Consider the following 24567-nt stretch of genomic DNA (forward strand, 5'->3'; position numbering starts at 1 on the left):
CCGACACACCCGTCGGCCGACCGATACGAACGTAGGAGATTTCAGTGAGCCGCAAAGCCATTCAGTGGACCGGGGTTTTCCCGGCCGTCAGCACCCAGTTCAAGCCGGACTTTTCCCTCGACATCGACGCCACCCACCGCGTGGTGAAGAACCTGGTGAACGACGGCGTGTCGGGCCTCGTGGTCTGCGGCACGGTCGGCGAAAACACGTCGCTGTCGACGAGCGAGAAGCTGCAGGTGATCGAGGCCGCGCGCGACGCGGCCGGCGGCAAGATTCCGGTGATCGCCGGCATCGCCGAATTCACGACCGAATTCGCGCGCAACACGGTGCGCGAAGCGCAGCGCGTCGGCGTCGACGGCGTGATGGTGATGCCCGCGCTGGTCTACTCGGCGAAGCCGCATGAAACCGCCGCACACTTCCGCGCGGTCGCGACGAGCACCGACCTGCCGGTGATGGTCTACAACAACCCGCCGATCTACAAGAACGACGTGACGCCCGACGTGCTGATCGCGCTGCAGGACTGCGAGAACATCGTCTGCTTCAAGGATTCGTCGGGCGACACGCGCCGCTTCATCGACCTGCGCAATGCGGTCGGCGATCGCTTCGTGCTGTTCGCGGGCCTCGACGACGTCGTGGTCGAGAGCATCGCGGTCGGCGCCGAAGGCTGGGTGTCGGGCATGTCGAACGCGTTCCCGAAGGAAGGCGAGACGCTGTTCCGCCTCGCCAAGCAAAAGCGCTTCGACGAAGCCCTCGCGCTGTACCGCTGGTTCATGCCGCTGCTGCACCTCGACGCGCGCCCCGACCTCGTGCAGTGCATCAAGCTGTGCGAAGAGCTGGTCGGCCGCGGCAGCGCGATCACGCGTCCGCCGCGCCTCGCGCTGCAGGGCGACACGCTCGCGGAAGTGAAGGCAATCGTCGCGAAGGCGCTCGAAACGCGCCCGGCGCTGCCCGACGTCGGTCTCTGATCGACTTCCCCTGCGGCGGCGCGCGGGCCTTCCGCCCTGCGCGCCGCCGTCTCCGGTCCGGCATGGCCTGCGGGCCCGTTCGCCCCGGCGCCAGCGTGCGCCGCTCGTGAACGGCCCGCGGCCCGCCCCGGTCGTTCGAACCGGGCGACGCCGGCCGGCAGGCGTGCGCGCGGCTCCGTCGGAGCGCGGCGCACTCGACGCCTGCACCGCCATTCCCTCAGGAGACAAGCCCATGCCAGGCCAAGGCAACGCTCACCCGTCCGTCCCGCTTTCCCGTGCCGTGCACCCCGACGCGGGTCACGGCAAGTTCAAGAAACAGTTGTCGCTGACCGATCTCACGTTCATCGGTCTCGGCGCCATTTTCGGTTCGGGGTGGCTGTTCGCCGCGAGTCACGTGTCGACGATCGCGGGCCCGGCCGGCATCTTCTCGTGGCTGCTCGGCGGCTTCGCGGTGCTGCTGCTCGGCATCGTCTACTGCGAACTCGGCGCCGCGCTACCGCGCGCGGGCGGCGTGGTCCGCTACCCGGTGTTCTCGCACGGCCCGCTGCTCGGCTACCTGATGGGCTTCATCACGCTGATCGCGTTCTCGAGCCTGATCGCGATCGAAGTCGTCGCCGCGCGCCAGTACGCGGCCGCGTGGTTTCCCGGCCTGACCGTAGAAGGATCGAGCGACCCGACGACGATCGGCTGGCTCGTGCAGGCCGCGCTGCTCTGCTTCTTCTTTTACCTGAACTATTCGAGCGTGAAGACGTTCGCGAAGGCGAACAACATCATCAGCATCTTCAAGTTCATCGTGCCGCTCGCGGTGATCGGCGTGCTGTTCACGTTCTTCAAGCCCGCGAACCTGACCGTGCACGGCTTCGCGCCGTTCGGCATGCCGGGCATCGAGATGGCCGTGTCCGCGGGCGGCATCATCTTCGCGTACCTCGGGCTCACGCCGATCGTGTCGGTCGCGAGCGAGGTGCGCAATCCGCAGCGCACGATCCCGATCGCGCTGATCCTGTCGATCCTGCTGTCGACGCTGATCTACGTGCTGCTGCAGCTCGCGTTCATCGGCAGCATCCCGACTGCCATGCTCGCCGGCGGCTGGCACGACATCAGCAAGGCGTTCACGCTGCCGTACCGCGACATCGCGCTCGCGCTCGGCGTCGGCTGGCTCGCGGTGATGGTCGTCGCCGACGCGATGATCTCGCCGAGCGGCTGCGGCAACATCTACATGAACGCGACGCCGCGCGTGGTCTACGGCTGGGCGAAGACGGGCACGTTCTTCAAGGTGTTCACGCGCGTCGACGAAGCGTCGGGCATCCCGCGCGCGGGCCTGTGGCTCACGTTCGGCCTCGCGATCTTCTGGACGATGCCGTTCCCGTCGTGGGAAGCGCTGATCAACATCGTGTCGGCCGCGCTGGTGCTGAGCTATGCGGTCGCGCCCGTGTCGGTCGCCGCACTGCGTCGCACCGCGCCCGACCTGCCGCGGCCGTTCCGCGCGAGCGCGTTCGGCATCACCGGCCCCGCGTCGTTCGTGATCGCCGCGCTGATCGTCTACTGGTCGGGCTGGAGCACGGTGTCCTGGCTGCTCGGCCTGCAGATCGCGATGTTCGTCATCTATCTCGCGTGCCGCCGCTGGGTGCCGACCGCGCACCTGAGCCTCGCCGAACAGGTGCGCTCGTCCGCGTGGCTGATCGCGTTTTATGCGGCGATGATCGTGCTGTCGTATCTCGGCGGCTTCGGCGGCACGGGCCGGCTCGCGCATCCGTACGACACGGTCGTCGTCGCGGCTGTCGCGCTCGTCATCTACTACTGGGGCGCGCATTCCGGCGTCCGTTCCGACAAGCTGCAGCTCGACGACGACGAGGATTGACGCACCCGCCCGCCTTCTCACCATCGCTCCGGCCGGGTGCACCACACCCGGCCCCTGTTTTTTTCGAGGAAAACCATGCAACTCACAGGTCAGCTCCTGATCGGCCAGTCCGCCGTCGCCGGACAGAACGGCACCCTCCACGCGATCGCCGCCGCGACCGGCGAGCCACTCGAACCCGCTTTCGGCGGCGCGAGCCTGCACGACCTGGAGACGGCCTGCGCGCTCGCCGACGACGCGTTCGACACGTATCGCGAAACGACGCTCGACGCGCGCGCCGCGTTTCTCGACGCGATCGGCCGGCACATCATGGCGCTCGGCGACGACCTGATCGAACGCTGCGTCGCCGAAACGGGCCTGCCGCGCGCACGCGTCGAAGGCGAACGCGGCCGCACGGTCGGCCAGCTCGCGCTGTTCGCGTCGCTCGTGCGCGACGGCGGTTTTCTGGATGCGCGGATCGATCCGGCGCGCCCCGAGCGCAAGCCGCTGCCGCGCGTCGACCTGCGCCTGCGCAACGTCGCGGTCGGGCCCGTCGCCGTATTCGGCGCGTCGAATTTCCCGCTCGCGTTCTCGGTCGCCGGCGGCGATACGGCATCGGCGCTCGCGGCCGGCTGCCCGGTGATCGTCAAGGCGCATTCCGCGCATCCTGGCACGTCGGAACTCGTCGGCCGCGCGATCCAGCAGGCCGCACGCGAATGCGGGATGCCGGCCGGCGTGTTCTCGCTGCTGTTCGACGCGTCGCGCGAGATCGGCCAGGCGCTCGTCGCCGATCCGCGCATCAAGGCCGTCGGCTTCACCGGCTCCCGCCGCGGCGGCGTCGCGCTGATGCATATCGCGGCCGCGCGCCCCGAACCGATTCCCGTCTATGCGGAAATGAGCTCGATCAATCCGGTGCTGCTGCTTCCCGCCGCGCTCGACGCGCGTCACGACACCATCGCGCCGCAGTTCGTCGCGTCGCTCACGCTCGGCGCCGGCCAGTTCTGCACGAACCCGGGCCTCCTGCTCGCGGTCGACGGCCCCGCGCTGCGCGCGTTCGAAGCTGCGGCGGCCGATGTCGTGCGCGCGGCGGCCGCGCAGACGATGCTGACGCCGCACATCCACGCGAGCTACGCACAAGGTGTCGCGGCGCTGCGCGGGCACGATGCGGTCGAGCTGCTGGCGGAAGGCGCCGAAGGCGGCCGCCATCAGGCCCGCGCGGCGCTGTTCGCAACGTCGGCCGACGCGTTCATCTCGCGCCCCGAGTTGCGCGAAGAAGTGTTCGGCCCCGCTTCGCTGATCGTGCGCTGCCCGGACGCCGACACGCTGCATCGCGTGCTGAAGTCGCTCGAAGGCCAGTTGACGATCGCCGCGCATCTCGCCGACGGCGACGCAGCGCTGTTCGCCGCGCTGCGCCCGACGCTCGAGCGCAAGGCCGGCCGCATTCTCGTCAACGGCTTCGGCACCGGCGTCGAGGTCGGCCACGCGATGGTGCACGGCGGCCCGTTCCCGGCGACGTCCGACACGCGCACGACGTCGGTCGGCGCACGCGCGATCGAACGCTTCCTGCGCCCCGTGTCGTACCAGGACCTGCCGGACGCGCTGTTGCCGGAAGCGATCCGCAACGGCAATCCGCTGAACGTGCCGCAGCGTATCGACGGCGTGCCCGCGCCGCGCGAGGTGAACCATGTCTGAGCAAACCGCCGAAGTCGTCCTGTCGCTCGACGAAGTCCATGCGCTCGCGCTGCGCGTACTGACGCACAACGGGATGTCCGATGCGCATGCGCGGGCGATCGCCAAGGTCATCACGCAGGGCCAGCGCGACGAATGCCATTCGCACGGCGTGTACCGGCTGCTCGTGTGCGTGCGTTCGCTGAAGAAGGGCAAGGTCGATCCGCAAGCCGTGCCGACGCTGCGCCGGCTGTCGTCGTCGATCGTCGCGGTCGACGCGCATCGCGGCTTCTCGCTGCTGAGCTTCGAAACCGGGCTGCCCGTGCTCGTCGAGATGGCAAAGCAGCACGGGATCGCCGCCATGGCGATCAACCACTGCTACCACTTCTCCGCGCTGTGGCCCGAGGTCGAGGCGATCGCGGCCGAGGGGCTGGTCGGCATCGCGCTGAACCCGAGCCACAGCTGGGTCGCGCCGGAAGGCGGCCGCGAGCCGGTGTTCGGCACGAACCCGATCGCGTTCGCATGGCCGCGCCCGGGCGGCGAGCCGTTCGTGTTCGATTTCGCGACGAGCGCGATCGCGCGCGGCGACATCGAACTGCACGCGAAGCAAGGCAAGGCGATTCCGCCGCACTGGGCGATCGACGCCGACGGCCAGCCGACCACCGATCCGAAGGCCGCGCTGCAGGGCGCGATGCGCACGTTCGGCGGCCACAAGGGCTCGGCGCTCGCGGCGATGGTCGAATTGCTCGGCGGCGCGCTGATCGGCGACATGACGAGCCGGGAATCGATGGATTTCGACGAAGGCGTCGGCGCGACGCCGTGCCACGGCGAGCTCGTGATCGCGTTCGATCCGAAGGTGTTCCTCGGCGACGATCTCGACGCGGGGCTCGCGCGCGGCGAGCGGATGTTCGGGTCGATCGTCGCGCAGGGCGCGCGGCTGCCGTCGCAACGGCGCTTCGACGCCCGCGCGCGCAGCATCGCGAACGGCGTGCGGATTCCGCAGGCGCTTTACGACGAGATCCTGACGCTGCTCGACTGACGCCGGAACGCGGAGGCGGCGCGCAGGCATCGTCGATAAATGCGGGATCCGGCCGCCTCCCGAACCGGCGCGCGGGCGTGCCGCAGCCTCCCGCGCATTCCGCGCCGCGCCCGCCGCCCGCGCCGGTTGCCTGCCCCGCGGGCGCCACGCCCCCGGCGGCTGTGGGATAATCGCCCGGTTTGCCCAGGGCGCAGCTCAAGAGGTTGTTCGCACGGGCGCGAGAGAGGCCTTTATTCCCGTGCCTCCACCCTTTTCCGCGATATTTCTTCAGCAACCACAATGCCCACTTACCGTTCCAAAACCTCCACCGCCGGCCGCAACATGGCAGGTGCGCGCTCGCTGTGGCGCGCCACCGGCATGAAAGACGACGATTTCTCGAAGCCGATCATTGCGGTCGTCAACTCGTTCACCCAGTTCGTGCCCGGGCACGTGCACCTGAAGGATCTCGGCCAGCTCGTCGCGCGCGAGATCGAGGCTGCCGGCGGCGTCGCGAAGGAATTCAACACGATCGCGGTCGACGACGGCATCGCGATGGGCCACGACGGCATGCTCTATTCGCTGCCGAGCCGCGACATCATCGCCGACTCGGTCGAATACATGGTGAACGCGCACTGCGCGGACGCGATGGTGTGCATCTCGAACTGCGACAAGATCACGCCGGGGATGCTGATGGCCGCGATGCGCCTGAACATTCCGGTGATCTTCGTGTCGGGCGGCCCGATGGAAGCCGGCAAGACGCGCCTCGCGAACCCGGTCACCAAGACCGTCGAACTGAAGAAGCTCGACCTCGTCGACGCGATGGTGATCGCGGCCGACCAGTCGTATTCGGACGCCGACGTCGCCGAAGTCGAACGCTCGGCCTGCCCGACCTGCGGCTCGTGCTCGGGCATGTTCACCGCGAACTCGATGAACTGCCTGACCGAAGCGCTCGGCCTGTCGCTGCCCGGCAACGGCACGGTGGTCGCCACGCACGCCGATCGCGAGCAGCTGTTCAAGCGCGCCGGCCGCCGCATCGTCGAACTGACGCGCCAGCACTACGAGCAGGACGACGAACGCGTGCTGCCGAGCTCGGTCGGCTTCAAGGCGTTCGAGAACGCGATGACGCTCGACATCGCGATGGGCGGCTCGACCAACACGATCCTGCACCTGCTGGCGATCGCGCAGGAAGCCGGCATCGACTTCACGATGAAGGACATCGACCGCCTGTCGCGCACCGTGCCGCAGCTGTGCAAGGTCGCGCCGAACACGAACAAGTACCACATCGAGGACGTGCACCGCGCGGGCGGCATCATGGCGATCCTCGGCGAGCTCGAGCGCGCCGGCAAGCTGCACACCGACGTGCCGACCATCCACGCACCGACGCTGAAGGATGCGCTGGACCAGTGGGACATCGTGCGCACGCAGGACGACGCGGTCCGCACGTTCTACCTGGCCGGTCCGGCCGGCATCCCGACGCAGGTCGCTTTCAGCCAGGACACGCGCTGGCCGAGCCTCGACCTCGACCGCGCCGAAGGCTGCATCCGCTCGTACGAGCATGCGTTCTCGAAGGAAGGCGGCCTCGCCGTGCTGACGGGCAACATCGCGCTCGACGGCTGCGTGGTGAAGACGGCCGGCGTCGACGAAAGCATCCTCGTGTTCGAAGGCTCGGCTCACGTGACCGAATCGCAGGACGAAGCGGTCGAGAACATCCTGAACGACAAGGTCAAGGCGGGCGACGTGGTGATCGTGCGCTATGAAGGCCCGAAGGGCGGCCCCGGCATGCAGGAAATGCTCTACCCGACCAGCTACATCAAGTCGAAGGGGCTCGGCAAGGCATGCGCGCTGCTGACGGACGGCCGCTTCTCGGGCGGCACGTCGGGCCTGTCGATCGGTCACTGCTCGCCGGAAGCGGCAGCGGGCGGCGCGATCGGCCTCGTGCGCGACGGCGACAGGATCCGCATCGACATCCCGAACCGCACGATCGACGTGCTGGTGTCGGACGAGGAACTGGCGCGCCGCCGCGAAGAGCAGAACGCGAAGGGCTGGAAGCCGGCGCAGCCGCGTCCGCGCAAGGTGTCCGCGGCGCTGAAGGCGTACGCGAAGCTGGTCATGTCGGCCGACAAGGGCGCGGTGCGCGACGTGTCGCTGCTCGACGACTGACGGGGCGGCCTACCGACGACGGGTAACCGGCGACGGACAGTCCGCTCGGGCTGCGGCGCCACACAACCGCCCGGCGCCCGCTCGCCTGATCCAGAAGCCGCTCTCCGGAGCGGCTTTTTTTCGTCCTGCGCACGGAGAAATCGCGGGGCCGGTGCGGTCAATGACGGTATTCGTCGGTACCGCCGCCTCCGCCACCACCGCGGTTACCGCCGCCGTTTCCGCCGCCTTGCGGCCGCGCGTAACCACCGCCACCGCCGCCGCCTCCCTGATGCACGGGCGGCATCGGACGGGCTTCACCGCCCGGCGCGGGAGGCGGGCGCAATACGGCCGGCGGCGGGCCCGCCGGCCGGGCATTGCCCGGCGCGGCCTGCATCGGCGCAGGCGCAGGTGCCGCCGGCGCCGGCGTGCGGTTCGCTCCGTTCCAACCGCCGCGCGTGGCCGACGGCTGCGCATCATGCAGCCCCGGCGCCGGGCCGCCCGGCGCGGCCTGCATCGGCGCAGGTGCAGGTGCCGCCGGCGCCGGCATGCGGTTCGCTCCGTTCCAGCCGCCGCGCGTGGCCGACGGCCGCGCATCATGCGGCCCCGGCGCCGGACCGCCCGGCTCGGCCTGTATCGGCCCACCCGGCCGCGGACGACCCTGCCCCGGCGGGAATCCGCCGGGGCCTAGCCGCGGTTCCGCGCGATGCGCCCAGCGATCGCGGTCGTGGTACCACGGGCGGTGCCGATAGTAACGATCCCAGTACGCGCCGATCGCGAATCCGGTCACCGGGACCCCGATGATCGCGCCGTATTCGAGCAACGGCACGTAGTTGCCCTGGTACGGATACTCGAGCAACTGCGCATCGATCCAGCCGCGCACGCCCGGCAGCGCGACGTCGCACCACGAGTAGTCGCTCAGGCAGCCGAATACGTCCAGCGCCGTGTCGGGCGGGATCTGCGCGACCACCGGATAATCGGGCGCCGGCCCGGCGTACAGCTCGGCCGGCGAGTTCGTGTAGGCGCTGCTCTGCGCATCGGCGACGCCCGGCGCGGCCGCGAGGCCAAGCAGGACGACGCACAGACTTCGGACAATCGTGTTGCTCATGATGCTCTCCCGCGCGGCCCCGCCGCGCGCCCGTCAGTGCCGATGGCCGCCGCCCCAGTGGCCGCCGCCCCAATGCCCGCCGCCCCACGGACGATGCCAGTACCCGCCGCGCCCGCCCCAGTATCCGCCGCCCCAACGGCCCCAGAAGCCGATCGTGACGGGCGGCCCGTACCAGCCCGGATAGTACGCGGGGTAGTAGTACGGATACGGCGGCGGCACATAGGCCGGCGCGACATACACCGGCACCGGCGCAACGACGTCGGCCGGCGTGTCGGGAGCCGGCGAAAGGGCCGCGCCGGGCGCGGCAGGTGCAACCGGGATCTCGCGCTGTGTTACCGTGGCGGGCGCCGGCGCGTAATAAGGCGCATACCCGTACGGGCTCGTGTAGTAGCAGCCGCCGAGCGTCAGCGCGGCCAGCGCGATGACGGCGGGCCTCGCGGCGGGAATCGGGTTCATCTCGTGCTCCGGCATAATCCGCGCGCCGCCGCCGGGCGCGCGCCTGACTCTAGCTTACGTCCCCTGCAGATTTCCGCGGGTATGATCGGTTACTTTTTGTTTCCTGCGCCGGCCGGTCGTGCGGGCATGCCGCATGCTGCCCGTCTGCCGCGCCCGCGTTGAAGTTGGCGCAAATGCCCTCAACTTGAACGATGTCAGGCTGACCGGCGCGGACGGGCGTTCGCGGACATCCGGCAGCCGAGAACCGGCGGACTTCGGCCCGCCCCGACAGGAGCGCGGCTCACGCCGCCATCGACATGACTACGCCACGCCCCACTCCCCGGGCGGACACGCCGCTCGATCCGATCATCCAGTTGCTGGCGCTCGCCGGCGAACAGGGTTATCTGACGCACGCCGACCTCGTCGACGCGCTGCCGCCCGAAAGCGACAGCCCCGACGCGCTGGACGTCGTGCGCGCCGCGCTCGCCGACATCGGCATCGCCGTGCTCGACGAACCGGCCGCGCCTGCGCCGTTCGCCGGCACGGCGCCTGTCGAAGTCGATCGCGACACGCTCGACGAAGGCCGGGCCGTGCTCGGCGACCTCGCACGCGGCACGAGCGCATCGACCGATCCGCTCGCGCTCTACATGCGGCGCATGCAGGCGGTACCGCTGCTGACGCGCGAAGGCGAAATCGTGCTCGCCCGCGAAATCGAGACGGGCCGCCACCAGGTGCTGCACGCGCTCGCCGGCTGTCCGGCGGCGGTCGACGCACTGCTTGCGCGTCACCGTGCATCGGGTGCCGCCGGCGCGGCCGGATCGCCCGATGACGACGACGGCGACACGCCCATGCCCGCCAGCTACGACGCGCTGCAGGAAGCCGTGTCGGCGCTGCGCGGCGCATTGCTTGCGCATGGCTGCCGTTCGGCCGAATACCGCGACGCGCGCAACCGCGTGGCCGCGCTGCTCGGCACGATCGCGTGGGTCGCGCCGGCCGTCGACGACGCAAGCCGCGTCGTGCGCGCGCTCGCGTCAGCCCCGCACGACGCCGCAGCGGGCGAAGCCGCCCGCTTCGACGCGGTCGCCCGGCGTGCCCTCGCGGCGGCGCTGACCGACGGCCAGCAGAAAGTGCACGACGCGACCCGCGCGATGCTCGAGGCGAACCTGCGGCTCGTGCTGTCGATCGCGCGCAAATATATGAACCGCGGCATTGACCTGTCCGATCTCGTGCAGGACGGCTGCCTCGGCCTGATGCGCGCGATCGAGAAATTCGAATACCGGCGCGGGTTCAAGTTCTCGACGTATGCGACCTGGTGGATCCGTCAGGCGATCGCGCGCGCGGTCGCGGATCGCTCGCGTACGATCCGCGTGCCGGTGCACGTCGGCGACCAGTACCAGCGTGTACGGCGGCATGCGCTGCGCTTTCGCCAGCGCACGGGCCGCCAGGCGACGCCTGCCGAGCTCGCGGCCGAAACCGGGTTCGACGAGGACAAGGTGCGCGCGGTGCTCGCGCTGCCCGCCGAGCCCGTCTCGCTCGACACGCCGCTGCCCGACGCGGACACCGGCCTCGTGGACCTGATCGAGGACCAGGCGTCGGCCAGCCCGTTCGAGCAACTTGCCGACACGCGCATGCGCGAATGCGTGACGTCGCTGCTGCGGTCGGTCACGCCGGCCGAGGCCGACGTGCTGCGCCGGCGGTTCGGCCTCGGCGGCACCGAGCCCGATACGTACGACGCGATCGCGCAGGACGCCGGCATGTCGCGCGAACGCGTGCGGCAGATCGAGAAACGTGCGCTCGCCGCGCTGCGCACGGCCGCCGAGGCCGAGAACGCGCAGTCGTTTCTCGACGCGTAAGCGCGACGCGCGGTCGTGCCCACATGCGGCACGACCGTGCGCTTCGCGCCTGTGCTACGTTTGCCATTGACGTGCGTCAAGTGTTGTTCGTCGCGCGTCGCGACAATGGTCAAGAGCCGACCGGCGCATCGCTCGCCGCGTCCATTCCGTTTGCGCTTCCCCGGGTCCCTCGCCATGCAGTCGACCGCCAGCCAAACGTACGAGGAAAACCGGCACATCGCGGCATGCCTGCGCGAGGCCGCGCAGTGGCTCGCCGATCAGGGCGCGAACCCGTACCGGGTCGCTGCGTACCGCGCGTCGGCCGCTACGATCGATGCGCTCGACCGCGACATCCGCACCTTGTTCGAAGCCGGTGGCGTCGACGCGCTGGGCGCGCTGCCCGACATCGGCACGGGTGTCGCGCAGGCGATCGCCGAACTGCTGGTGACGGGACACTGGCGCCAGCTCGACCGGCTGCGCGGCGATACCGAGCGGATATCCGCATTCGAGGCCGTGCCGGGCATCGGCCACGCGCTCGCGCTGCGCATTCACGACGCGCTGCACATCGACACGCTCGAGGAGCTCGAACGCGCGGCCCGCAACGGCCAGCTCGAAACGATCGCGGGCGTCGGCCCGCGGCGAGCGGTCGGCATCCGCACCGCGCTCGACGACGTGCTGAGCCGCCGCCGGCGCTGGCAGGGGCACGTCCAGGACGCCGGCCCCGGCACGGAGCCGCCCGTCGAGCTGCTGCTCTACATCGATCGCCAGTACCGCCACAAAGCCGCCGCCGGCGTGTTGCCGATGCTCGTGCACCGACGCCTGAACGCGGACGACTATGTGCCGCCGCCCGTGATGCACATGACGAAAGGCGGTTGGCATTTCACGGCGCTGTGCCAGCACGCCGCCGCGCGCACGCCGGAATCCGGCCACACGATGGATTGGGTTTCGCTCTACTTCTACGATGCCGTGCAGCGCGAACACCAGCGCACCGTCTTCACCGAAACGTTCGGCTCGCTCGTCGGCAAGCGCATCGTGCGCGGGCGCGAGATGGAGTGCCGCGTGTATTACGCGGGATGAGTCATGCGTCGGCAGCTTCGCTGACGTCGAATGCCGCATCGCGCAGGCCGACCGCTTACGCGCGTTCCGCCTTCGTGCGGCGCGCCGGATGACGATGCGCGGCGATGCGCAGCAGCTTCCGGAACGACGGGCATTCGAGATGGTTCTGCGCCGGACACACGGCCGCATGCCGCAACGCATCGCGCACGGCGCCGAGACGGCGAATCGTGCGATCGAGTTCGTCGGCCTTGCCGTCGAGCTTCGCGCGATCGATCGCGGGCCGGCCGTCCGCGCCGACCATCGCGAGGATGTCGTCGAGCGAAAAACCGGCCTCGCGGCCGAGCGCGATCAGCGCCAGGCGCTCCAGCACCGACTCGTCGTATTGCCGCCGCAGCCCGTGCCGGCCGGTCGGGACGATCAGCCCCTTTTCCTCGTAGTAGCGCAGCGTCGACGCGGGCAACCCCGTGCGCCGCGCGACGTCCGCAATGTCCAGACGGCTCATGCCTGACCTCAAGTGAACTTGAAGCTGCAAGATAGTCGTCCGACTCCGTAAAGACAAGCGCGGACCGCCTTGAAATCCGCATCGAGGCGCTCGTCGCGGCGCTCGGCTTCGCGCCGCGTCAGGCCTTCATCGTCCCGGTCCGCACGTAGCGCTCGTGCCACGACAGCGCTTCGGCGAGCAGGTGCGGCGTGTGCTTGCCGAAGCTTTCGCGCGACGCACGCTCGAAGTAGTCCTCGAGCATCGGCCGGTAATCGGGGTGGGCGCAGGTCGCGATGATCTTGCGCGCGCGCTGCTTCGGCGACAGGCCGCGCAGGTCCGCGAGGCCCTGCTCGGTGACGACCACCGCGACGTCGTGCTCGGTATGGTCGACGTGGCTCGCCATCGGCACGATCCGCGAGATCGCGCCGCCCTTCGCGGTACTCGCCGACATGAAGCACGACAGGTAGCCGTTGCGCGCGAAGTCGCCCGAGCCGCCGATGCCGTTCTGGATCTTCGTGCCCATCACGTGCGTCGAGTTCACGTTGCCGTAGATGTCGGCCTCGATCATCCCGTTCATCGCGATGCAGCCGAGGCGGCGCACGAGTTCCGGATGGTTGCTGATCTCCTGCGGGCGCAGCACGATCTTTTCGCGGAACGTCGCGATCTCGTCTGCGAAACGCTGCACGGCGGCCGGGCTCAACGACAGCGCGGTAGCCGACGCGAAGCCCAGCGTGCCGTCGTCGAGCAGGTCGAGCATGGCGTCCTGAATCACTTCGGTGTACGCGGTCAGGTTCGAGAAGCCGGCCGAGCTGAGTTCCGCGAGCACCGCGTTCGTGATGTTGCCGACGCCCGACTGCAGCGGCAGCAGGTTCTCCGGCAGGCGGCCGCGCTTGACTTCGTGGCGCAGGAAGTCGATCAGCTGCAGCGCGATCTGCTTCGACGTCTCGTCCGGCGCGGAGAACGCGTTGCTGCGATCGGGCGCGTCGGTCTCGACGATCGCGACGATCTTGTCGGCCGGGCAGCGCAGGTACGGCTCGCCGATCCGGTCGTCGCTCTTCGTCAGCGGAATCGGCTTGCGATGCGGCGGCAGCGCAGTGCCGTAATAGATGTCGTGCATCCCGTCGAGGCCGAGCGGCTGGCGCGAGTTGACCTCGAGGATCACGTGCTTCGCGCGCTCGAGCCACGTCTTGTTGTTGCCGATCGATGCGGACGGAATCAGCAGCCCGTCCTCGCGGATGCCCGCGACTTCGACGATCGCGACGTCGAGATCGCCGTACAGCCCGAACCATGCGTATTGCGCGACGTGGCTCAGGTGGACGTCCTGGTAGTCGACTTCGCCGCTGTTGATCTTGTCGCGCAGCGTCGGGTCGGACTGGTACGGCAGCCGCATCGAGATGCCGTTGGTGCGGGCGAGCGCGCCGTCGAGTTCCGGCGCGGTGGATGCGCCCGTCAGCACGTTGATCCGGAAGTCCTCGCCGCGCGCGTGCGCCGCGTCGATGTGGGCGGCAAGCGCGGCCGGCACGGCCTTCGGATAGCCCGACCCGGTGAAGCCGCTCATGGCGACGGTCATGCCGGGACGGATCAGCGCGGCGGCTTCGTCGGCGGTGCGGACGAGCGAACGCAGGGCGGGAGCGAGGATGCGTGATGAAGACATGGCTGGTTTCTGACGCTTTGGTCTGTCGTTGACGTCGCGGGGGGGTGTCTCCTGAGCGACATGAAGCCCTTGGGGCCGCAAGGAGCGGCCGGCACCACAGGCACGGTCGGAGTATCGCAGAGGCGACCGCCGCGAAATGTCCGCCGGATGCAAAAGATCCTTGCCGGATTTGCCGGGTATCGAACGACCGTTCTGTGACAGGCGCCCCCAATGAACCGGATGCACGCGAAAGGTGCACGAAAGCATCGGGACGAATGACCGGTCGCCGATCGCCCAACCTTTGCGAATCAATCGGCGGATTTCCATTGCAATTTGCCGCCCGTCGATCGGCAATTGTCGATACGTATGCGGCGGCGCGGCCAATTGTCGCCCGATGCACCTTTTCCGAGCCTGACGCATGTCAAGGTCGCACGCGTTGCGCGCCATCCGCCGGCATGCGCGAAAAGCGCCGCCGCAACGGCCTTCGAGGCCCGTCCGTCCTTGACAGCCGCGCGATGCGAACCACACTGGAATACGGGCCCGGCCGCCGTGTTTGCGCGCCGTTTCGCACGCCCGGTTTTCGACCGACCGCGCCCCGCAAGACGCGGTAACACTCGCGTATGTCAGGACATTGATCGAATAAAAAGCAACAAATTACAATTCCGTATATATTTCGCCGATGGACCAAAGAAAAACCGCCACACGATCCGAGCCCCCCCTGCCACGCACCTGGGATGCGCGGCTCGCGCGCTCGCTCGTCCGACCGCTTGTCGATACGCCGGTCACCCCGAATCACCTCACCACCCTTCGTCTGCTGATCGGCCTCGCCGGCGCCTGGTGCCTCGCGCACGGCGGCTTCGGCTGGAGCAACGCAGGCGCGTTCCTGATCGTGCTGTCGAACTTCGTCGACCACACCGACGGCGAGCTCGCGCGCATCAGCGGCAAGTCCAGCAAGATCGGTCACTTTTACGACCTCGCGGCCGATGCGCTCGTGACGATCGCGCTGTTCGTCAGCATGGGCCTCGGCATCGTCGCCCAGGGCGGCCAGATGGCCGCGCCGCCGGTGCTGCTCGGCGCGGTGGCCGGCGCGGCCGTCGCGCTGATCTTCTTCCTGCGCATGCGGATCGAATCGATCGCCGGCAAGGCCGGCACCAAACAGGCATTCGCCGGCGGCTTCGAAACCGAAGACGTGCTGTACCTGCTGCCGATCGTGACGCTCGTCGACGGCGTCGAGCCGTTCCTGCTCGCGGCGTCGATCGGCGCCCCGCTGTTTGCCGCATGGGTCGTGATCGACTGGTGGCGCATCGTCCGGCGCGGCAACCTCCCGCAGAATTCAACCGAAATCCAGGCTTCCAAATGACTCCGAGCACGCGCGACGACTCCGTGCTGAGCCCGGCACGCCCCGCGCCTGCGCGCGCGGCCGCGTCCGACCCCGATCGCACCGTGGCCGATTGCGTCGGCCGTCTCGACCTCGACCGCCTGCGCGGCGACTACACGCGCCAGGGTTCGTTCCTGTACCTCGACGCCTTCCTGCCGGCCGACGCGCACGCGAAGCTCGCGGCCGCCGCCCGCGCGATGCAGGCCGGCCTGAACCGCAATTACCTGCCCGGCCACAAGCAGGGCGGCAGCGTGAGCCGCCACACGATCGACGAGCAGGCGCCGTACATCGCCGAGCTATATCGTTCGAAGGCGCTGATCGGCTTCCTCGAGAAGCTCACGGGCGACAAGCTGATGCTGTCGCCGGACGACGATCCGCACGCATACGCGCTGTATTACTACACGAAGCCCGGCGACCACATCGGCTGGCACTACGACACGTCGTATTACGACGGCCGCCGCTACACGCTGCTGATCGGCGTGATCGACGAATCGTCGTGCCGGCTCGACTACGAACTGCACACGCGCAACCCGGACGTGCCCGACGAACCGGGCTCCGTGCAGATCGCCGACGGCGGCATCGTGCTGTTCGACGGCGACAAGCTGCGCCACCGCATCACGCCGCTCGGCCAGAACGAGATGCGCGTGTCGCTGACTTTCGAATACGTGACGAACCCCGGCATGCGGCCGTGGAAGCGCTTCATCTCGAACATGAAGGACGCGATCGCGTATTTCGGTTTCCGCCAGGTGTTCAAGCAACTGGCCACGCGGCGCACGGCCGGGTCATGACACGCGCCGGCCTGATCCTGCTGTCCCTCGGGACCGCACTCTTCGTCGCACTCCTTGCATGGCAGGGCGTCGGCGCGGTCGCGTCGACGTTCCTCGCGGCCGGCTGGGGCCTCGCGCTCGTCGCGGCGTTCCACGTCGTGCCGCTCGTGATCGACGCGATCGCGATCTCCGTGATGTTCCGCCGCGGCCAGCCGGGCGCCGAGCTCGGCAACGCGCTGCGCGCGCGCTGGGTCGGCGAATCGGTCAACAGCCTGCTGCCCGCCGGGCAGATCGGCGGCCCCGTGCTGATGGTGCGCCACCTCGCGCAGCGCGGCACGCGGATGGCCGACGCGGCGGCCGCCGTCACCGTCGGCACGACGATGCAGGCGCTCGCGCAGATGGCGTTCGCGCTGATCGGCATCGCCGCGTTCAGCCTGTATGCGACTCACGAGTCGGTCGCGCACCTGCGCACGCCCGCGCTGATCGCCACCGGCGTGCTCGGCGCGCTCGCCGCGCTGTTCTACGTGGCGCAGCGGCGCGGGCTGTTCGGCCGCGGCCTGCGCCTCGCGTCGAAGCTGCTGGGCCCGCGCGACTGGTCGTCGCTCGCGACCCGCGCCGACGCGATCGACGACGCGGTCGGTGCGCTGTACCGCGATCGTGCGAGGGTCGCGAAAACCTTCGCATTGAGCCTCGTCGGCTGGATCGCCGGCACCGCGGAAGTGTGGCTCGCGCTGCACTTCCTCGGGCACCCGGTGAGCTGGCTCGACGCGCTGCTGCTCGAAAGCGTCGGCCAGGCGATCCGCGGCGCGGCCTTCGCGATCCCGGGCTCGCTCGGCGCGCAGGAAGGCGGTTACCTGCTGCTCGCGCCGCTGGTCGGACTGCCGCCCGACGCGGCGCTCGCGCTGTCGCTCGCAAAGCGCGCGCGCGAACTCGCGCTCGGCCTGCCCGGCCTGCTCTATCTGCATTTCAGTGAAAGAAACTGGCAGCGGCGCCGTGCGCCGCAGCCGCTCGCCGACTGATCGTTCAGATCCGCCGGCTTTTTGGTTGGAGAACCCATGCGAGCCATCATTCTTGCGGCAGGCCTCGGCTTGCGCCTGCAACAACCGCCCGAGGCGCAGTTCCCGAAGTGCCTGCTGCGCTTCGACGACGTTTCGCTGCTCGAGCGCCATCTGCGTGTGCTCGATGCCGCGGGCATCGACGAGATCGTGCTCGGGCTCGGCTTCCAGGCCGGGAAGGTCGAGCAGGAATTGAAGCGCCTCGGCCGCCAGGCCGAGATCGTGCTGAACGAGCGCTACGACCTCGGCAGCGTGCTGACCGTGCATACCGTCGCCGATGTGATGACGCGCGGCGGCGACGTGCTGCTGATGGACGCCGACGTGCTGTATGACGAGAACATCCTGCACGCGCTGGTGGCCGATCCCGACAAGGCGGTCGATCGCCTGCTGATCGATCGCGACTTCGAGGCCGGCGACGAACCCGTCAAGCTGTGCGTGAAGAACGGCGTGCCGGTCGAGCTGCGCAAGCAGCTCGCGGTCGACCTCGACTACGACACGATCGGCGAATCGGTCGGCTTCTTCCGCTTCACCGAAAGCACCGCGCGCCGCCTCGCGACGATCGTCGCGGGTTACGTCAACAGCGGCCGCTCGAACATGCCGCACGAGGAAGCCGTGCGCGACCTGCTGCTCGAAGGCGGCCATTCGTTCGACGTCGCCGACGTCACCGGCTCGCCGTGGATCGAGATCGACTTCCCGAACGACGTCGCACGCGCCACCCAAGAAATCCTTCCCCTGATTCAACGCACCACCGCAGGAGCCGCACGATGAACGCACGCGAACCCAACTTCACCGAATCGCGCAGCGCGCGCCTGCGCCGCATGCTCGTCAGCAGCGACCTCGAATTCCTGATGGAAGCGCACAACGGCCTGTCCGCGCGGATCGTCCGCGAGGCCGGCTTCAAGGGGATCTGGGCATCGGGCCTCGCGATCTCCGCGCAGTTCGGCGTGCGCGACAACAACGAGGCCAGCTGGACGCAGGTCGTCGACGTGCTCGAATTCATGGCCGACGCGAGCGACCTGCCGATCCTGCTCGACGGCGATACCGGCTACGGCAACTTCAACAACGTGCGCCGCCTCGTGAGAAAGCTCGAACAGCGCGGCATCGCCGGCGTCTGCATCGAGGACAAGCAGTTCCCGAAAACGAACAGCTTCATCGACGGCGAGCGCCAGCCGCTCGCCGAGATCGATGAGTTCTGCGGCAAGATCAAGGCCGGCAAGGATTCGCAGACCGATCCGGACTTCTCGATCGTCGCGCGCGTCGAGGCCCTGATCGCGGGCTGGGGGATGGACGAGGCGCTGCGCCGCGCGAACGCGTATGCGGAAGCCGGCGCCGACGCGATCCTGATCCACAGCAAGCTGTCGCGCCCGGACGAGATCCTGCAGTTCGCACGCGAATGGAGCGGCAAGGCGCCGCTCGTGATCGTGCCGACCAAGTACTACAGCACGCCGACCGACGTGTTCCGCCAGGCCGGCATCAGCACCGTGATCTGGGCGAACCACCTGATCCGCGCATCGGCTTCCGCGATGCAGGCCGTCGCGCGCGAGATCCACGAGAACGAAACGCTGATCAACGTCGAGGATCGCGTCGCGTCGGTCAACGAGATCTTCCGCCTGCAGGACGCCGACGAATATTCGGCGGCCGAGCGCATCTACCTGTCGTCGTCGTCGCGCGCGTCGAATGCGGCGGTCGTGCTCGCCGCGAGCCGCGGCAAGGGGCTCGAAGCCGTCACCGAAGACAAACCCAAGGTCATGCTGCCGGTCGCCGGCAAGCCGCTGCTGCGCTGGCTCGTCGACGGCTTCAAGAAGCAAGGCGTGAACGACATCACCGTGGTCGGCGGCTATCGCGCCGACGCGATCGACACGTCGGGCATCAAGCTCGTCGTCAACGAGCGCCATGCGCAGACGGGCGAACTCGCGTCGCTCGCATGCGCGGCGGAACGCCTGACGGGCGACACCGTGATCTCGTACGGCGACCTGCTGTTCCGCAGCTACATCCTGCGCGACCTCGCGGAGAGCGAGGCCGAATTCAGCGTCGTCGTCGATTCGTCGCTGACGGAGTCGACCAACCAGAGCGTGCGCGACTTCGCGCTCTGCTCGGCTGCGGACGATCGCGGCCTGTTCGGCCAGAAGACGTATCTGCAACGTGTATCGAGCGACGTCGCCACAGGCACGCCGCACGGCCGCTGGATCGGCCTGCTGAACGTGCGCGGCGCCGGCGTCGATCGCCTGAAGGCAATGCTCGCGACGCTGCAGGCGCGCGACGATTTCGACACGCTCGACATCCCGATGCTCCTCAACGAACTGATCGCCGCCGGCGAGAAGATCGAGGTGCAGTACGTGCACGGCCACTGGCGCGGCGTCAACGATCTCGAAGACTTCCGCCGCGCGGGCGACTTCGCGCACGGCCAGACGCCGCTGTCCGAACCGGGCGCCGGCAACGGGGGCGCGCAATGATCGAAGCGGCCCAGTTCGTCGAGGCCGCGCGCGAACGCGGCTTCGACTGGTACGCGGGCGTGCCCTGCTCGTACCTGACGCCGTTCATCAACTACGTGCTGCAGGACCCGACGCTGCACTACGTGTCGGCCGCGAACGAAGGCGACGCGGTCGCGCTGATCGCGGGCGCGACGCTCGGCGGCAAGCGCGGAATCTCGATGATGCAGAACTCGGGGCTCGGCAACGCGGTGAGCCCGCTGACGTCGCTGACCTGGACGTTCCGCCTGCCGCAACTGCTGATCGTCACGTGGCGCGGCCAGCCGGGCGTCGCCGACGAGCCGCAGCACGCGCTGATGGGCCCGATCACGCCCGCGATGCTCGACACGATGGAGATCCCGTGGGAGACGTTCCCGACCGACCCCGAACAGGTCGGCCCGGCGCTCGACCGCGCGATCGCGCACATGGACGCGACGGGCCGCCCGTACGCGCTCGTGATGCAGAAAGGCAGCGTCGCGCCGTATGAACTGAAGGCGAACCCGGCGGCACAGCCGCGCGCGCATGTCGCCGCGCAGCCGGCGTCGCGCGCCGTGTCGGCCGACGCATGGCCGACCCGTCACGACGCGTTGCAGCGCGTGATCGCGCACACGCCGGTCGATTCGACCGTCGTGCTCGCGTCGACCGGTTTCTGCGGCCGCGAACTCTACGCGATCGACGATCGCCCGAACCAGCTGTACATGGTCGGCTCGATGGGCTGCGTGACGCCGCTCGCGCTCGGCCTCGCGCTCGCGCGCCCCGACCTGCGCGTGGTAGCCGTCGACGGCGACGGCGCCGCGCTGATGAGGATGGGCGTGTTCGCGACGCTCGGCACCTACGGCCCGTCCAACCTCACGCACGTGCTGCTCGACAACGGCGCGCACGAATCGACGGGCGGCCAGGCGACCGTGTCGCGGCATGTGTCGTTCGCGGGCGTCGCGGCCGCATGCGGCTATGCGTCGGCGGTCGAAGGCGACACGCTCGACGTGCTCGATGCGACGCTGGCTGCGCCGGGCGACGGAGCACAGTTCGTGCGCGTTGCGATCCGCACCGGCGTGCCCGACGGCCTGCCCCGCCCGACCGTCACGCCGGTCGAGGTCAAGACCCGTCTGATGCGGCACATCGGCGCCGCGCAGGCCGAAGCCCACGCTGAAGGAGCCCTTTGATGCTGCTGCTGAACCCCGGCCCGGTAACGCTGAGCGAACGCGTGCGCCGCAGCCTGCTGCAACCCGACCTGTGCCATCGCGAAAGCGAATTCTTCGATCTGCAGGACGAAGCGCGCGCGCGCCTCGTCGCCGCCTACGAACTCGATCCGGCCGAATGGGCGGCCGTGCTGATGACGGGCTCGGGCACGGCCGCCGTCGAGAGCATGATCGCGGCGCTCGTGCCGCAGGACGGCAAGCTGCTCGTGATCGAGAACGGCGTGTACGGCGAGCGGATCGCGCAGATCGCGACGCAGTACGGGATCGCGCACGACGTGCTGAAGCATGAATGGATGCAGGCGCCCGATCTCGCGCAGATCGCCGCGCGCCTCGACGCGGGCGGCTACTCGCACGTCGCGGTGATCCATCACGAAACGACGACGGGCCGCCTGAACGACCTCGGCGCGATCGCCGAAGTCTGCCGTTCGCGCGGCGTGAGGCTGCTCGTCGACGGCGTCAGCAGCTTCGGCGCGGAAGCGATCGACTTCGCCGGCGGCGACATCGACGCGGTTGCCGCGACCGCGAACAAGTGCCTGCACGGCGTGCCGGGCGCGGCATTCGTGATCGTGCGCCGCAGCGCGCTCGCGAAGGCGGCGAGCCGCACGTACTACCTCGACCTCGGCCGTCTCGCGAAGCTGCAGGACCAGCGCAACACGCCGTTCACGCCGTCCGTGCATGCGTACTACGCGCTCGTCGAGGCGCTGCGCGAGTTCGACGAAGCCGGCGGCTGGCGCGCGCGCCATGCGCGTTACAAGGCGCTCGCCGACCGGGCACAGGCCGGCCTCGCCGCGCGCGGAATGCCGCTGGTGCTGCCGGAAGGTGCGTCGTCGGTCGTGCTGCGCGCGTACCGGCTGCCGCAGGGCGTCACGTACGAGACGCTGCACGACGGCCTGAAGGCTCGCGGCTTCGTGATTTATGCGGGGCAAGGCGGGCTGTCGAAGGAGCTGTTCCGCATCTCGACGATGGGCGCGATCGAAGCGGCCGATGTCGACCGGTTGCTGGATGGTTTTACCGAGTTGACGCGGTAAGCGGCTGCCGCTTCGTCGACGAGAGGCCCGTGAGGGCCTTTTTTTGTTCGCAGCTTTCCGTGGATGTCGCTTGGCCGCCCTCCGCGGCCATTCGATGCTGCGTCAACTGAACGGTTGTTCCCGGGGATAGAACTGACGATCAGATGGTCGACGTCGCGTGAAACGTCAGCGCAGACTGCTGAAAAGCTGAGCGACCAGATCGCGCAGCCAGCGATTTCCCGCTTCGTGGTGATAGCGGGCGTGCCAGTGCTGCCGCACCGCAAATCCCGCCACCGGTATCGGACACGGATGCACCGACAGGTCATTCACCTTCGCCAGCGTCTCGCCGATATGCCGCGGCAGCGTGGCAATCAGGTCGGTGCTCTTGATGATGGCCCCGAGCCCGAGAAAACCCGGTAGCTCGAGTACGACGTCCCGCTCAACGTGTTCGCGCACAAGCGCCTGCTCCAGCAGTTGCGCCCCGGTCCCTGCCGAGATGGCGACGTGGCCTTCCGCGCGGTACTGCTTGAGCCCGAGCTTTCCGCGCCCGCGCGGATGATGCTTATTCATCAGACATACCCAGTCCTGGGTGTACAACTGCTGCTGGTAAATGCCGCCGCCGAGCCAGGGCACGTGACCGATCGCAAGGTCTGCCTCACCCGATTCCAGCGCGCGTTCGGTATTGCCGTCGATTCCGGCCACTTCGAGGCGGATCCCCGGCGCCTGCGCGCGCACGTGCGCCAGCATGCGCGGAAGAAGCGTGATGTGGCTCGCGTCGGTCATGCAGATGCGGAACCGCCGCTTTGCGGTGGTGGGATCGAATGCGATCTCCCACGCAGCGAAGCGCCGCAGCGATTCGAGAATCTCCCGGCACGGACCGATCAGCGCATCGGCTTGCGGCGTCGGCGCCATGCCGCCAGGCGTACGTATGAACAGCGGGTCTTGCAGATGCTCCCGCAAACGCCCGAGCCAGATGCTGACCGTCGGCTGACTCTGTCCGAGCTGCTCCGCGACGCGCGTGACGCTGCGGACATCGTAGAGAAGATCGAAGAGCTGCAGCAGCTTCAGATCGGGGAGTTCTGCCGAGTTCATAGCAATATTGCCTGGTGCAATGACGTCATTGTATCCATTGCATTGCGGACATGATTGCCGAATCGTATCTTGGTCTCCAGATCAAGGAGACGGCAGTGAAGATTGCGATTTTAGGTGCGGGTGCTCTGGGCTGTGCCATCGGCGCGGCGCTGACCGAAGGCGGTAACGAAGTCTGGTTGCTGAACCGCTCGGTGGCACATGTGGAGGCCATGCGGCGCGATGGTCTGTGCGTGGACGACGCGAATGGCTCGCGTCGTGTGAAGGTAAACGCGACGACGCGTGCCGACGAAGCCGGCGCCGCCGATCTGGTGGTCGTGCTGGTCAAGTCATTTCATACCGACGCAGCGATGCGCGGCGCGCTGGACCTGATCGGACCCGACACGCTGGTCCTGTCGCTGCAGAATGGCCTTGGGCACGAAGACGTGCTCGCCGACATCGTCGGGCGCGAGCGCGTACTGGCCGGCAAGACGTACGTCGGCGGCGTGATGCGCAATCCCGGGCACATCGAGTCAGGCGTCGCTGGCAAGACGACCTATATCGGCGAACTCGATGGCCGGATAACCTCCCGCGTGACGGCGATCGCCGAAACCTTCAATGCCGCCGGACTGGCCACCACCGTCAGCGACAACATCGTCGGCACGATGTGGGACAAGCTGCTGGTCAACGTCGCAACCGGCGCGCTGACGGGCACCACGGGCCTGACCTACGGCCAGCTTTACGACGAACCGCTTCTGAAAGCGGCCGCGCTCGCGGCGGTTGCCGAAGCGATCGCGGTCGCCCACGCCGCTGGTGTAACGCTCTCGACAACCGATCCTGAACGCCCGTGGAACCTGGCAGGCGAAGGACTTTCGTCAGCCTTCAAGACCTCGATGCTGCAAAGCCTCGAAAAAGGCTCCATCACCGAAATCGACTTTATCAACGGCGCGATCGTGCGCTGGGGACAACGGCACGGCGTGCCGACGCCCGTCAACGCGACGCTGGTCGCGTGCATCAAGGGCATCGAGCGCGCCATGGTCGACCGACAACACGGGGAGACAACCGCATGAACGGCAGCAAGGCTTATCTGGAGCATGTCGCCATCTGGGTGAAGGACATCCACTGGCACATCCGCTTTTTCGAAGACGTTCTCGGAATGACGATGCGCGAGGTCGACGGCACCGTCGATGAACCGCGACAGTACTGGACGCTCGGCGGTTTGCAGTTCATCCATAACCCCCAGCATGACGCGCCTGAAGGTCGCCTCGGGCACCTGGGCGTGATGTGTGAAGACCTGGAGGCCGCGCTGGCTGCCGCGCAAAAGTATGACGTCAGCGAAATGCCGCAGGGACGCAACTGGTTGCGCCTCCCGGACGGCCTCGCCGTCGAACTGATCCAGGCAAAGCCCGCATCGTGCGTGGCGCGGGCACTGGACATCGATCCACGCTCGGAGGTTTGA

21 protein-coding genes are annotated in these 24567 nt (G+C 68.6%); 16 read left to right on the top strand and 5 right to left on the bottom strand.

Translation table 11 applies throughout. The features are described from left to right. Window positions 1–44 precede the first annotated feature (44 nt). From BT264_RS06235 to ilvD, 5 genes are all read left to right on the top strand, one after another. Window positions 45–965 (top strand): dihydrodipicolinate synthase family protein, encoded by a 921-nt coding sequence (locus tag BT264_RS06235; protein WP_011547925.1) that lies wholly within the window; start codon window positions 45–47, stop codon window positions 963–965. Window positions 966–1197: 232 nt separating this feature from the next. Beyond that, window positions 1198–2823, top strand: a complete 1626-nt coding sequence (locus tag BT264_RS06240; RefSeq protein WP_072436576.1) for an APC family permease — start codon at window positions 1198–1200, stop codon at window positions 2821–2823. Between the two features lie 75 nt (window positions 2824–2898). Further along, entirely contained in the window at window positions 2899–4491 is a 1593-nt protein-coding gene (locus tag BT264_RS06245; protein WP_072436575.1) for an aldehyde dehydrogenase (NADP(+)), read from the top strand. Further along, the gene (locus BT264_RS06250) at window positions 4484–5506 is read left to right on the top strand and encodes an Ldh family oxidoreductase (RefSeq protein ID WP_072436574.1); all 1023 of its coding nucleotides are present in this window, start codon (window positions 4484–4486) and stop codon (window positions 5504–5506) included. Before BT264_RS06245 ends, BT264_RS06250 begins: the two co-directional genes overlap by 8 nt. Window positions 5507–5785: 279 nt before the next feature. Then, the gene (gene ilvD / locus BT264_RS06255; protein WP_072436573.1) at window positions 5786–7645 is read left to right on the top strand and encodes a dihydroxy-acid dehydratase; all 1860 of its coding nucleotides are present in this window, start codon (window positions 5786–5788) and stop codon (window positions 7643–7645) included. A 157-nt stretch (window positions 7646–7802) separates the two neighbouring features. On the opposite strand, the gene BT264_RS06260 is transcribed toward ilvD, so the two are convergent. Then, entirely contained in the window at window positions 7803–8729 is a 927-nt protein-coding gene (locus BT264_RS06260) for an SH3 domain-containing protein (protein ID WP_072436572.1), read from the bottom strand. Window positions 8730–8762: 33 nt separating this feature from the next. After that, entirely contained in the window at window positions 8763–9185 is a 423-nt protein-coding gene (locus BT264_RS06265) for a hypothetical protein (RefSeq protein WP_072436571.1), read from the bottom strand. A gap of 296 nt (window positions 9186–9481) precedes the next feature. Between BT264_RS06265 and BT264_RS06270 the strand changes: the two genes are divergently transcribed. Both BT264_RS06270 and BT264_RS06275 read left to right on the top strand, forming a co-directional pair. After that, window positions 9482–11017 (top strand): sigma-70 family RNA polymerase sigma factor, encoded by a 1536-nt coding sequence (locus BT264_RS06270; protein WP_072436570.1) that lies wholly within the window; start codon window positions 9482–9484, stop codon window positions 11015–11017. Window positions 11018–11191: 174 nt separating this feature from the next. Next, window positions 11192–12073 (top strand): helix-hairpin-helix domain-containing protein, encoded by an 882-nt coding sequence (locus tag BT264_RS06275; protein ID WP_072436569.1) that lies wholly within the window; start codon window positions 11192–11194, stop codon window positions 12071–12073. Window positions 12074–12128: 55 nt separating this feature from the next. Here BT264_RS06275 and BT264_RS06280 read toward each other — a convergent pair whose 3' ends face one another. Both BT264_RS06280 and BT264_RS06285 read right to left on the bottom strand, forming a co-directional pair. Next, a complete protein-coding gene (locus BT264_RS06280; RefSeq protein ID WP_072436568.1) occupies window positions 12129–12554 on the bottom strand; it encodes a helix-turn-helix domain-containing protein in 426 nt (141 codons plus the stop codon). Between the two features lie 118 nt (window positions 12555–12672). Then, on the bottom strand, window positions 12673–14187 hold the full coding sequence (locus BT264_RS06285) for an acetyl-CoA hydrolase/transferase family protein (protein ID WP_072436567.1): 1515 nt from the start codon (window positions 14185–14187) through the stop codon (window positions 12673–12675). Window positions 14188–14845: 658 nt separating this feature from the next. On the opposite strand from BT264_RS06285, the gene BT264_RS06295 reads away from it, so the two are divergent. The 7 genes from BT264_RS06295 to BT264_RS06325 are packed head-to-tail and all read left to right on the top strand — an operon-like array spanning window position 14846 to window position 22061. Further along, window positions 14846–15526, top strand: a complete 681-nt coding sequence (locus BT264_RS06295) for a CDP-alcohol phosphatidyltransferase family protein (RefSeq protein ID WP_072436566.1) — start codon at window positions 14846–14848, stop codon at window positions 15524–15526. Beyond that, a complete protein-coding gene (locus BT264_RS06300) occupies window positions 15523–16332 on the top strand; it encodes a HalD/BesD family halogenase (protein ID WP_034179790.1) in 810 nt (269 codons plus the stop codon). The genes BT264_RS06295 and BT264_RS06300 overlap by 4 nt, the downstream gene beginning before the upstream one ends. Next, entirely contained in the window at window positions 16329–17330 is a 1002-nt protein-coding gene (locus tag BT264_RS06305; RefSeq protein ID WP_072436565.1) for an HpnL family protein, read from the top strand. Before BT264_RS06300 ends, BT264_RS06305 begins: the two co-directional genes overlap by 4 nt. Before the next feature lie 36 nt (window positions 17331–17366). Continuing rightward, entirely contained in the window at window positions 17367–18134 is a 768-nt protein-coding gene (locus BT264_RS06310) for a phosphocholine cytidylyltransferase family protein (protein ID WP_072436564.1), read from the top strand. Beyond that, window positions 18131–19819, top strand: a complete 1689-nt coding sequence (gene aepX / locus BT264_RS06315; RefSeq protein WP_072436563.1) for a phosphoenolpyruvate mutase — start codon at window positions 18131–18133, stop codon at window positions 19817–19819. The genes BT264_RS06310 and aepX overlap by 4 nt, the downstream gene beginning before the upstream one ends. Next, window positions 19816–20997: a phosphonopyruvate decarboxylase gene (gene aepY / locus BT264_RS06320; protein ID WP_072436562.1), complete on the top strand. Its 1182-nt coding sequence runs from the start codon at window positions 19816–19818 to the stop codon at window positions 20995–20997. Before aepX ends, aepY begins: the two co-directional genes overlap by 4 nt. Then, window positions 20997–22061, top strand: coding sequence for a 2-aminoethylphosphonate aminotransferase (locus BT264_RS06325; RefSeq protein WP_072436561.1), 1065 nt, complete (start codon window positions 20997–20999; stop codon window positions 22059–22061). The genes aepY and BT264_RS06325 overlap by 1 nt, the downstream gene beginning before the upstream one ends. Before the next feature lie 165 nt (window positions 22062–22226). Here BT264_RS06325 and BT264_RS06330 read toward each other — a convergent pair whose 3' ends face one another. Then, window positions 22227–23132 (bottom strand): LysR family transcriptional regulator, encoded by a 906-nt coding sequence (locus BT264_RS06330; RefSeq protein WP_072436560.1) that lies wholly within the window; start codon window positions 23130–23132, stop codon window positions 22227–22229. A gap of 95 nt (window positions 23133–23227) precedes the next feature. Here BT264_RS06330 and BT264_RS06335 point away from each other — a divergent pair, with 95 nt between their 5' ends. Both BT264_RS06335 and BT264_RS06340 read left to right on the top strand, forming a co-directional pair. Continuing rightward, window positions 23228–24178 (top strand): ketopantoate reductase family protein, encoded by a 951-nt coding sequence (locus BT264_RS06335; protein ID WP_072436905.1) that lies wholly within the window; start codon window positions 23228–23230, stop codon window positions 24176–24178. After that, on the top strand, window positions 24175–24567 hold the full coding sequence (locus BT264_RS06340; RefSeq protein ID WP_072436559.1) for a VOC family protein: 393 nt from the start codon (window positions 24175–24177) through the stop codon (window positions 24565–24567). Before BT264_RS06335 ends, BT264_RS06340 begins: the two co-directional genes overlap by 4 nt.

It is taken from the genome of Burkholderia sp. NFPP32, from assembly GCF_900119325.1.
GTDB classification, from domain to species: Bacteria; Pseudomonadota; Gammaproteobacteria; order Burkholderiales; family Burkholderiaceae; genus Burkholderia; species Burkholderia pyrrocinia_C.

Bases quoted from the DNA above. Each gene is read 5' to 3' on its own strand.
- BT264_RS06240 (WP_072436576.1), top strand. From the start codon at position 1,198: ATGCCAGGCCAAGGCAACGCTCACCCGTCCGTCCCGCTTTCCCGTGCC.
- BT264_RS06245 (WP_072436575.1), top strand. From the start codon at position 2,899: ATGCAACTCACAGGTCAGCTCCTGATCGGCCAGTCCGCCGTCGCCGGA.
- BT264_RS06250 (WP_072436574.1), top strand. From the start codon at position 4,484: ATGTCTGAGCAAACCGCCGAAGTCGTCCTGTCGCTCGACGAAGTCCAT.
- ilvD (WP_072436573.1), top strand. From the start codon at position 5,786: ATGCCCACTTACCGTTCCAAAACCTCCACCGCCGGCCGCAACATGGCA.
- BT264_RS06260 (WP_072436572.1), bottom strand. From the start codon at position 8,729: ATGAGCAACACGATTGTCCGAAGTCTGTGCGTCGTCCTGCTTGGCCTC.
- BT264_RS06265 (WP_072436571.1), bottom strand. From the start codon at position 9,185: ATGAACCCGATTCCCGCCGCGAGGCCCGCCGTCATCGCGCTGGCCGCG.
- BT264_RS06270 (WP_072436570.1), top strand. From the start codon at position 9,482: ATGACTACGCCACGCCCCACTCCCCGGGCGGACACGCCGCTCGATCCG.
- BT264_RS06275 (WP_072436569.1), top strand. From the start codon at position 11,192: ATGCAGTCGACCGCCAGCCAAACGTACGAGGAAAACCGGCACATCGCG.
- BT264_RS06280 (WP_072436568.1), bottom strand. From the start codon at position 12,554: ATGAGCCGTCTGGACATTGCGGACGTCGCGCGGCGCACGGGGTTGCCC.
- BT264_RS06285 (WP_072436567.1), bottom strand. From the start codon at position 14,187: ATGTCTTCATCACGCATCCTCGCTCCCGCCCTGCGTTCGCTCGTCCGC.
- BT264_RS06295 (WP_072436566.1), top strand. From the start codon at position 14,846: ATGGACCAAAGAAAAACCGCCACACGATCCGAGCCCCCCCTGCCACGC.
- BT264_RS06300 (WP_034179790.1), top strand. From the start codon at position 15,523: ATGACTCCGAGCACGCGCGACGACTCCGTGCTGAGCCCGGCACGCCCC.
- BT264_RS06305 (WP_072436565.1), top strand. From the start codon at position 16,329: ATGACACGCGCCGGCCTGATCCTGCTGTCCCTCGGGACCGCACTCTTC.
- BT264_RS06310 (WP_072436564.1), top strand. From the start codon at position 17,367: ATGCGAGCCATCATTCTTGCGGCAGGCCTCGGCTTGCGCCTGCAACAA.
- aepX (WP_072436563.1), top strand. From the start codon at position 18,131: ATGAACGCACGCGAACCCAACTTCACCGAATCGCGCAGCGCGCGCCTG.
- aepY (WP_072436562.1), top strand. From the start codon at position 19,816: ATGATCGAAGCGGCCCAGTTCGTCGAGGCCGCGCGCGAACGCGGCTTC.
- BT264_RS06325 (WP_072436561.1), top strand. From the start codon at position 20,997: ATGCTGCTGCTGAACCCCGGCCCGGTAACGCTGAGCGAACGCGTGCGC.
- BT264_RS06330 (WP_072436560.1), bottom strand. From the start codon at position 23,132: ATGAACTCGGCAGAACTCCCCGATCTGAAGCTGCTGCAGCTCTTCGAT.
- BT264_RS06340 (WP_072436559.1), top strand. From the start codon at position 24,175: ATGAACGGCAGCAAGGCTTATCTGGAGCATGTCGCCATCTGGGTGAAG.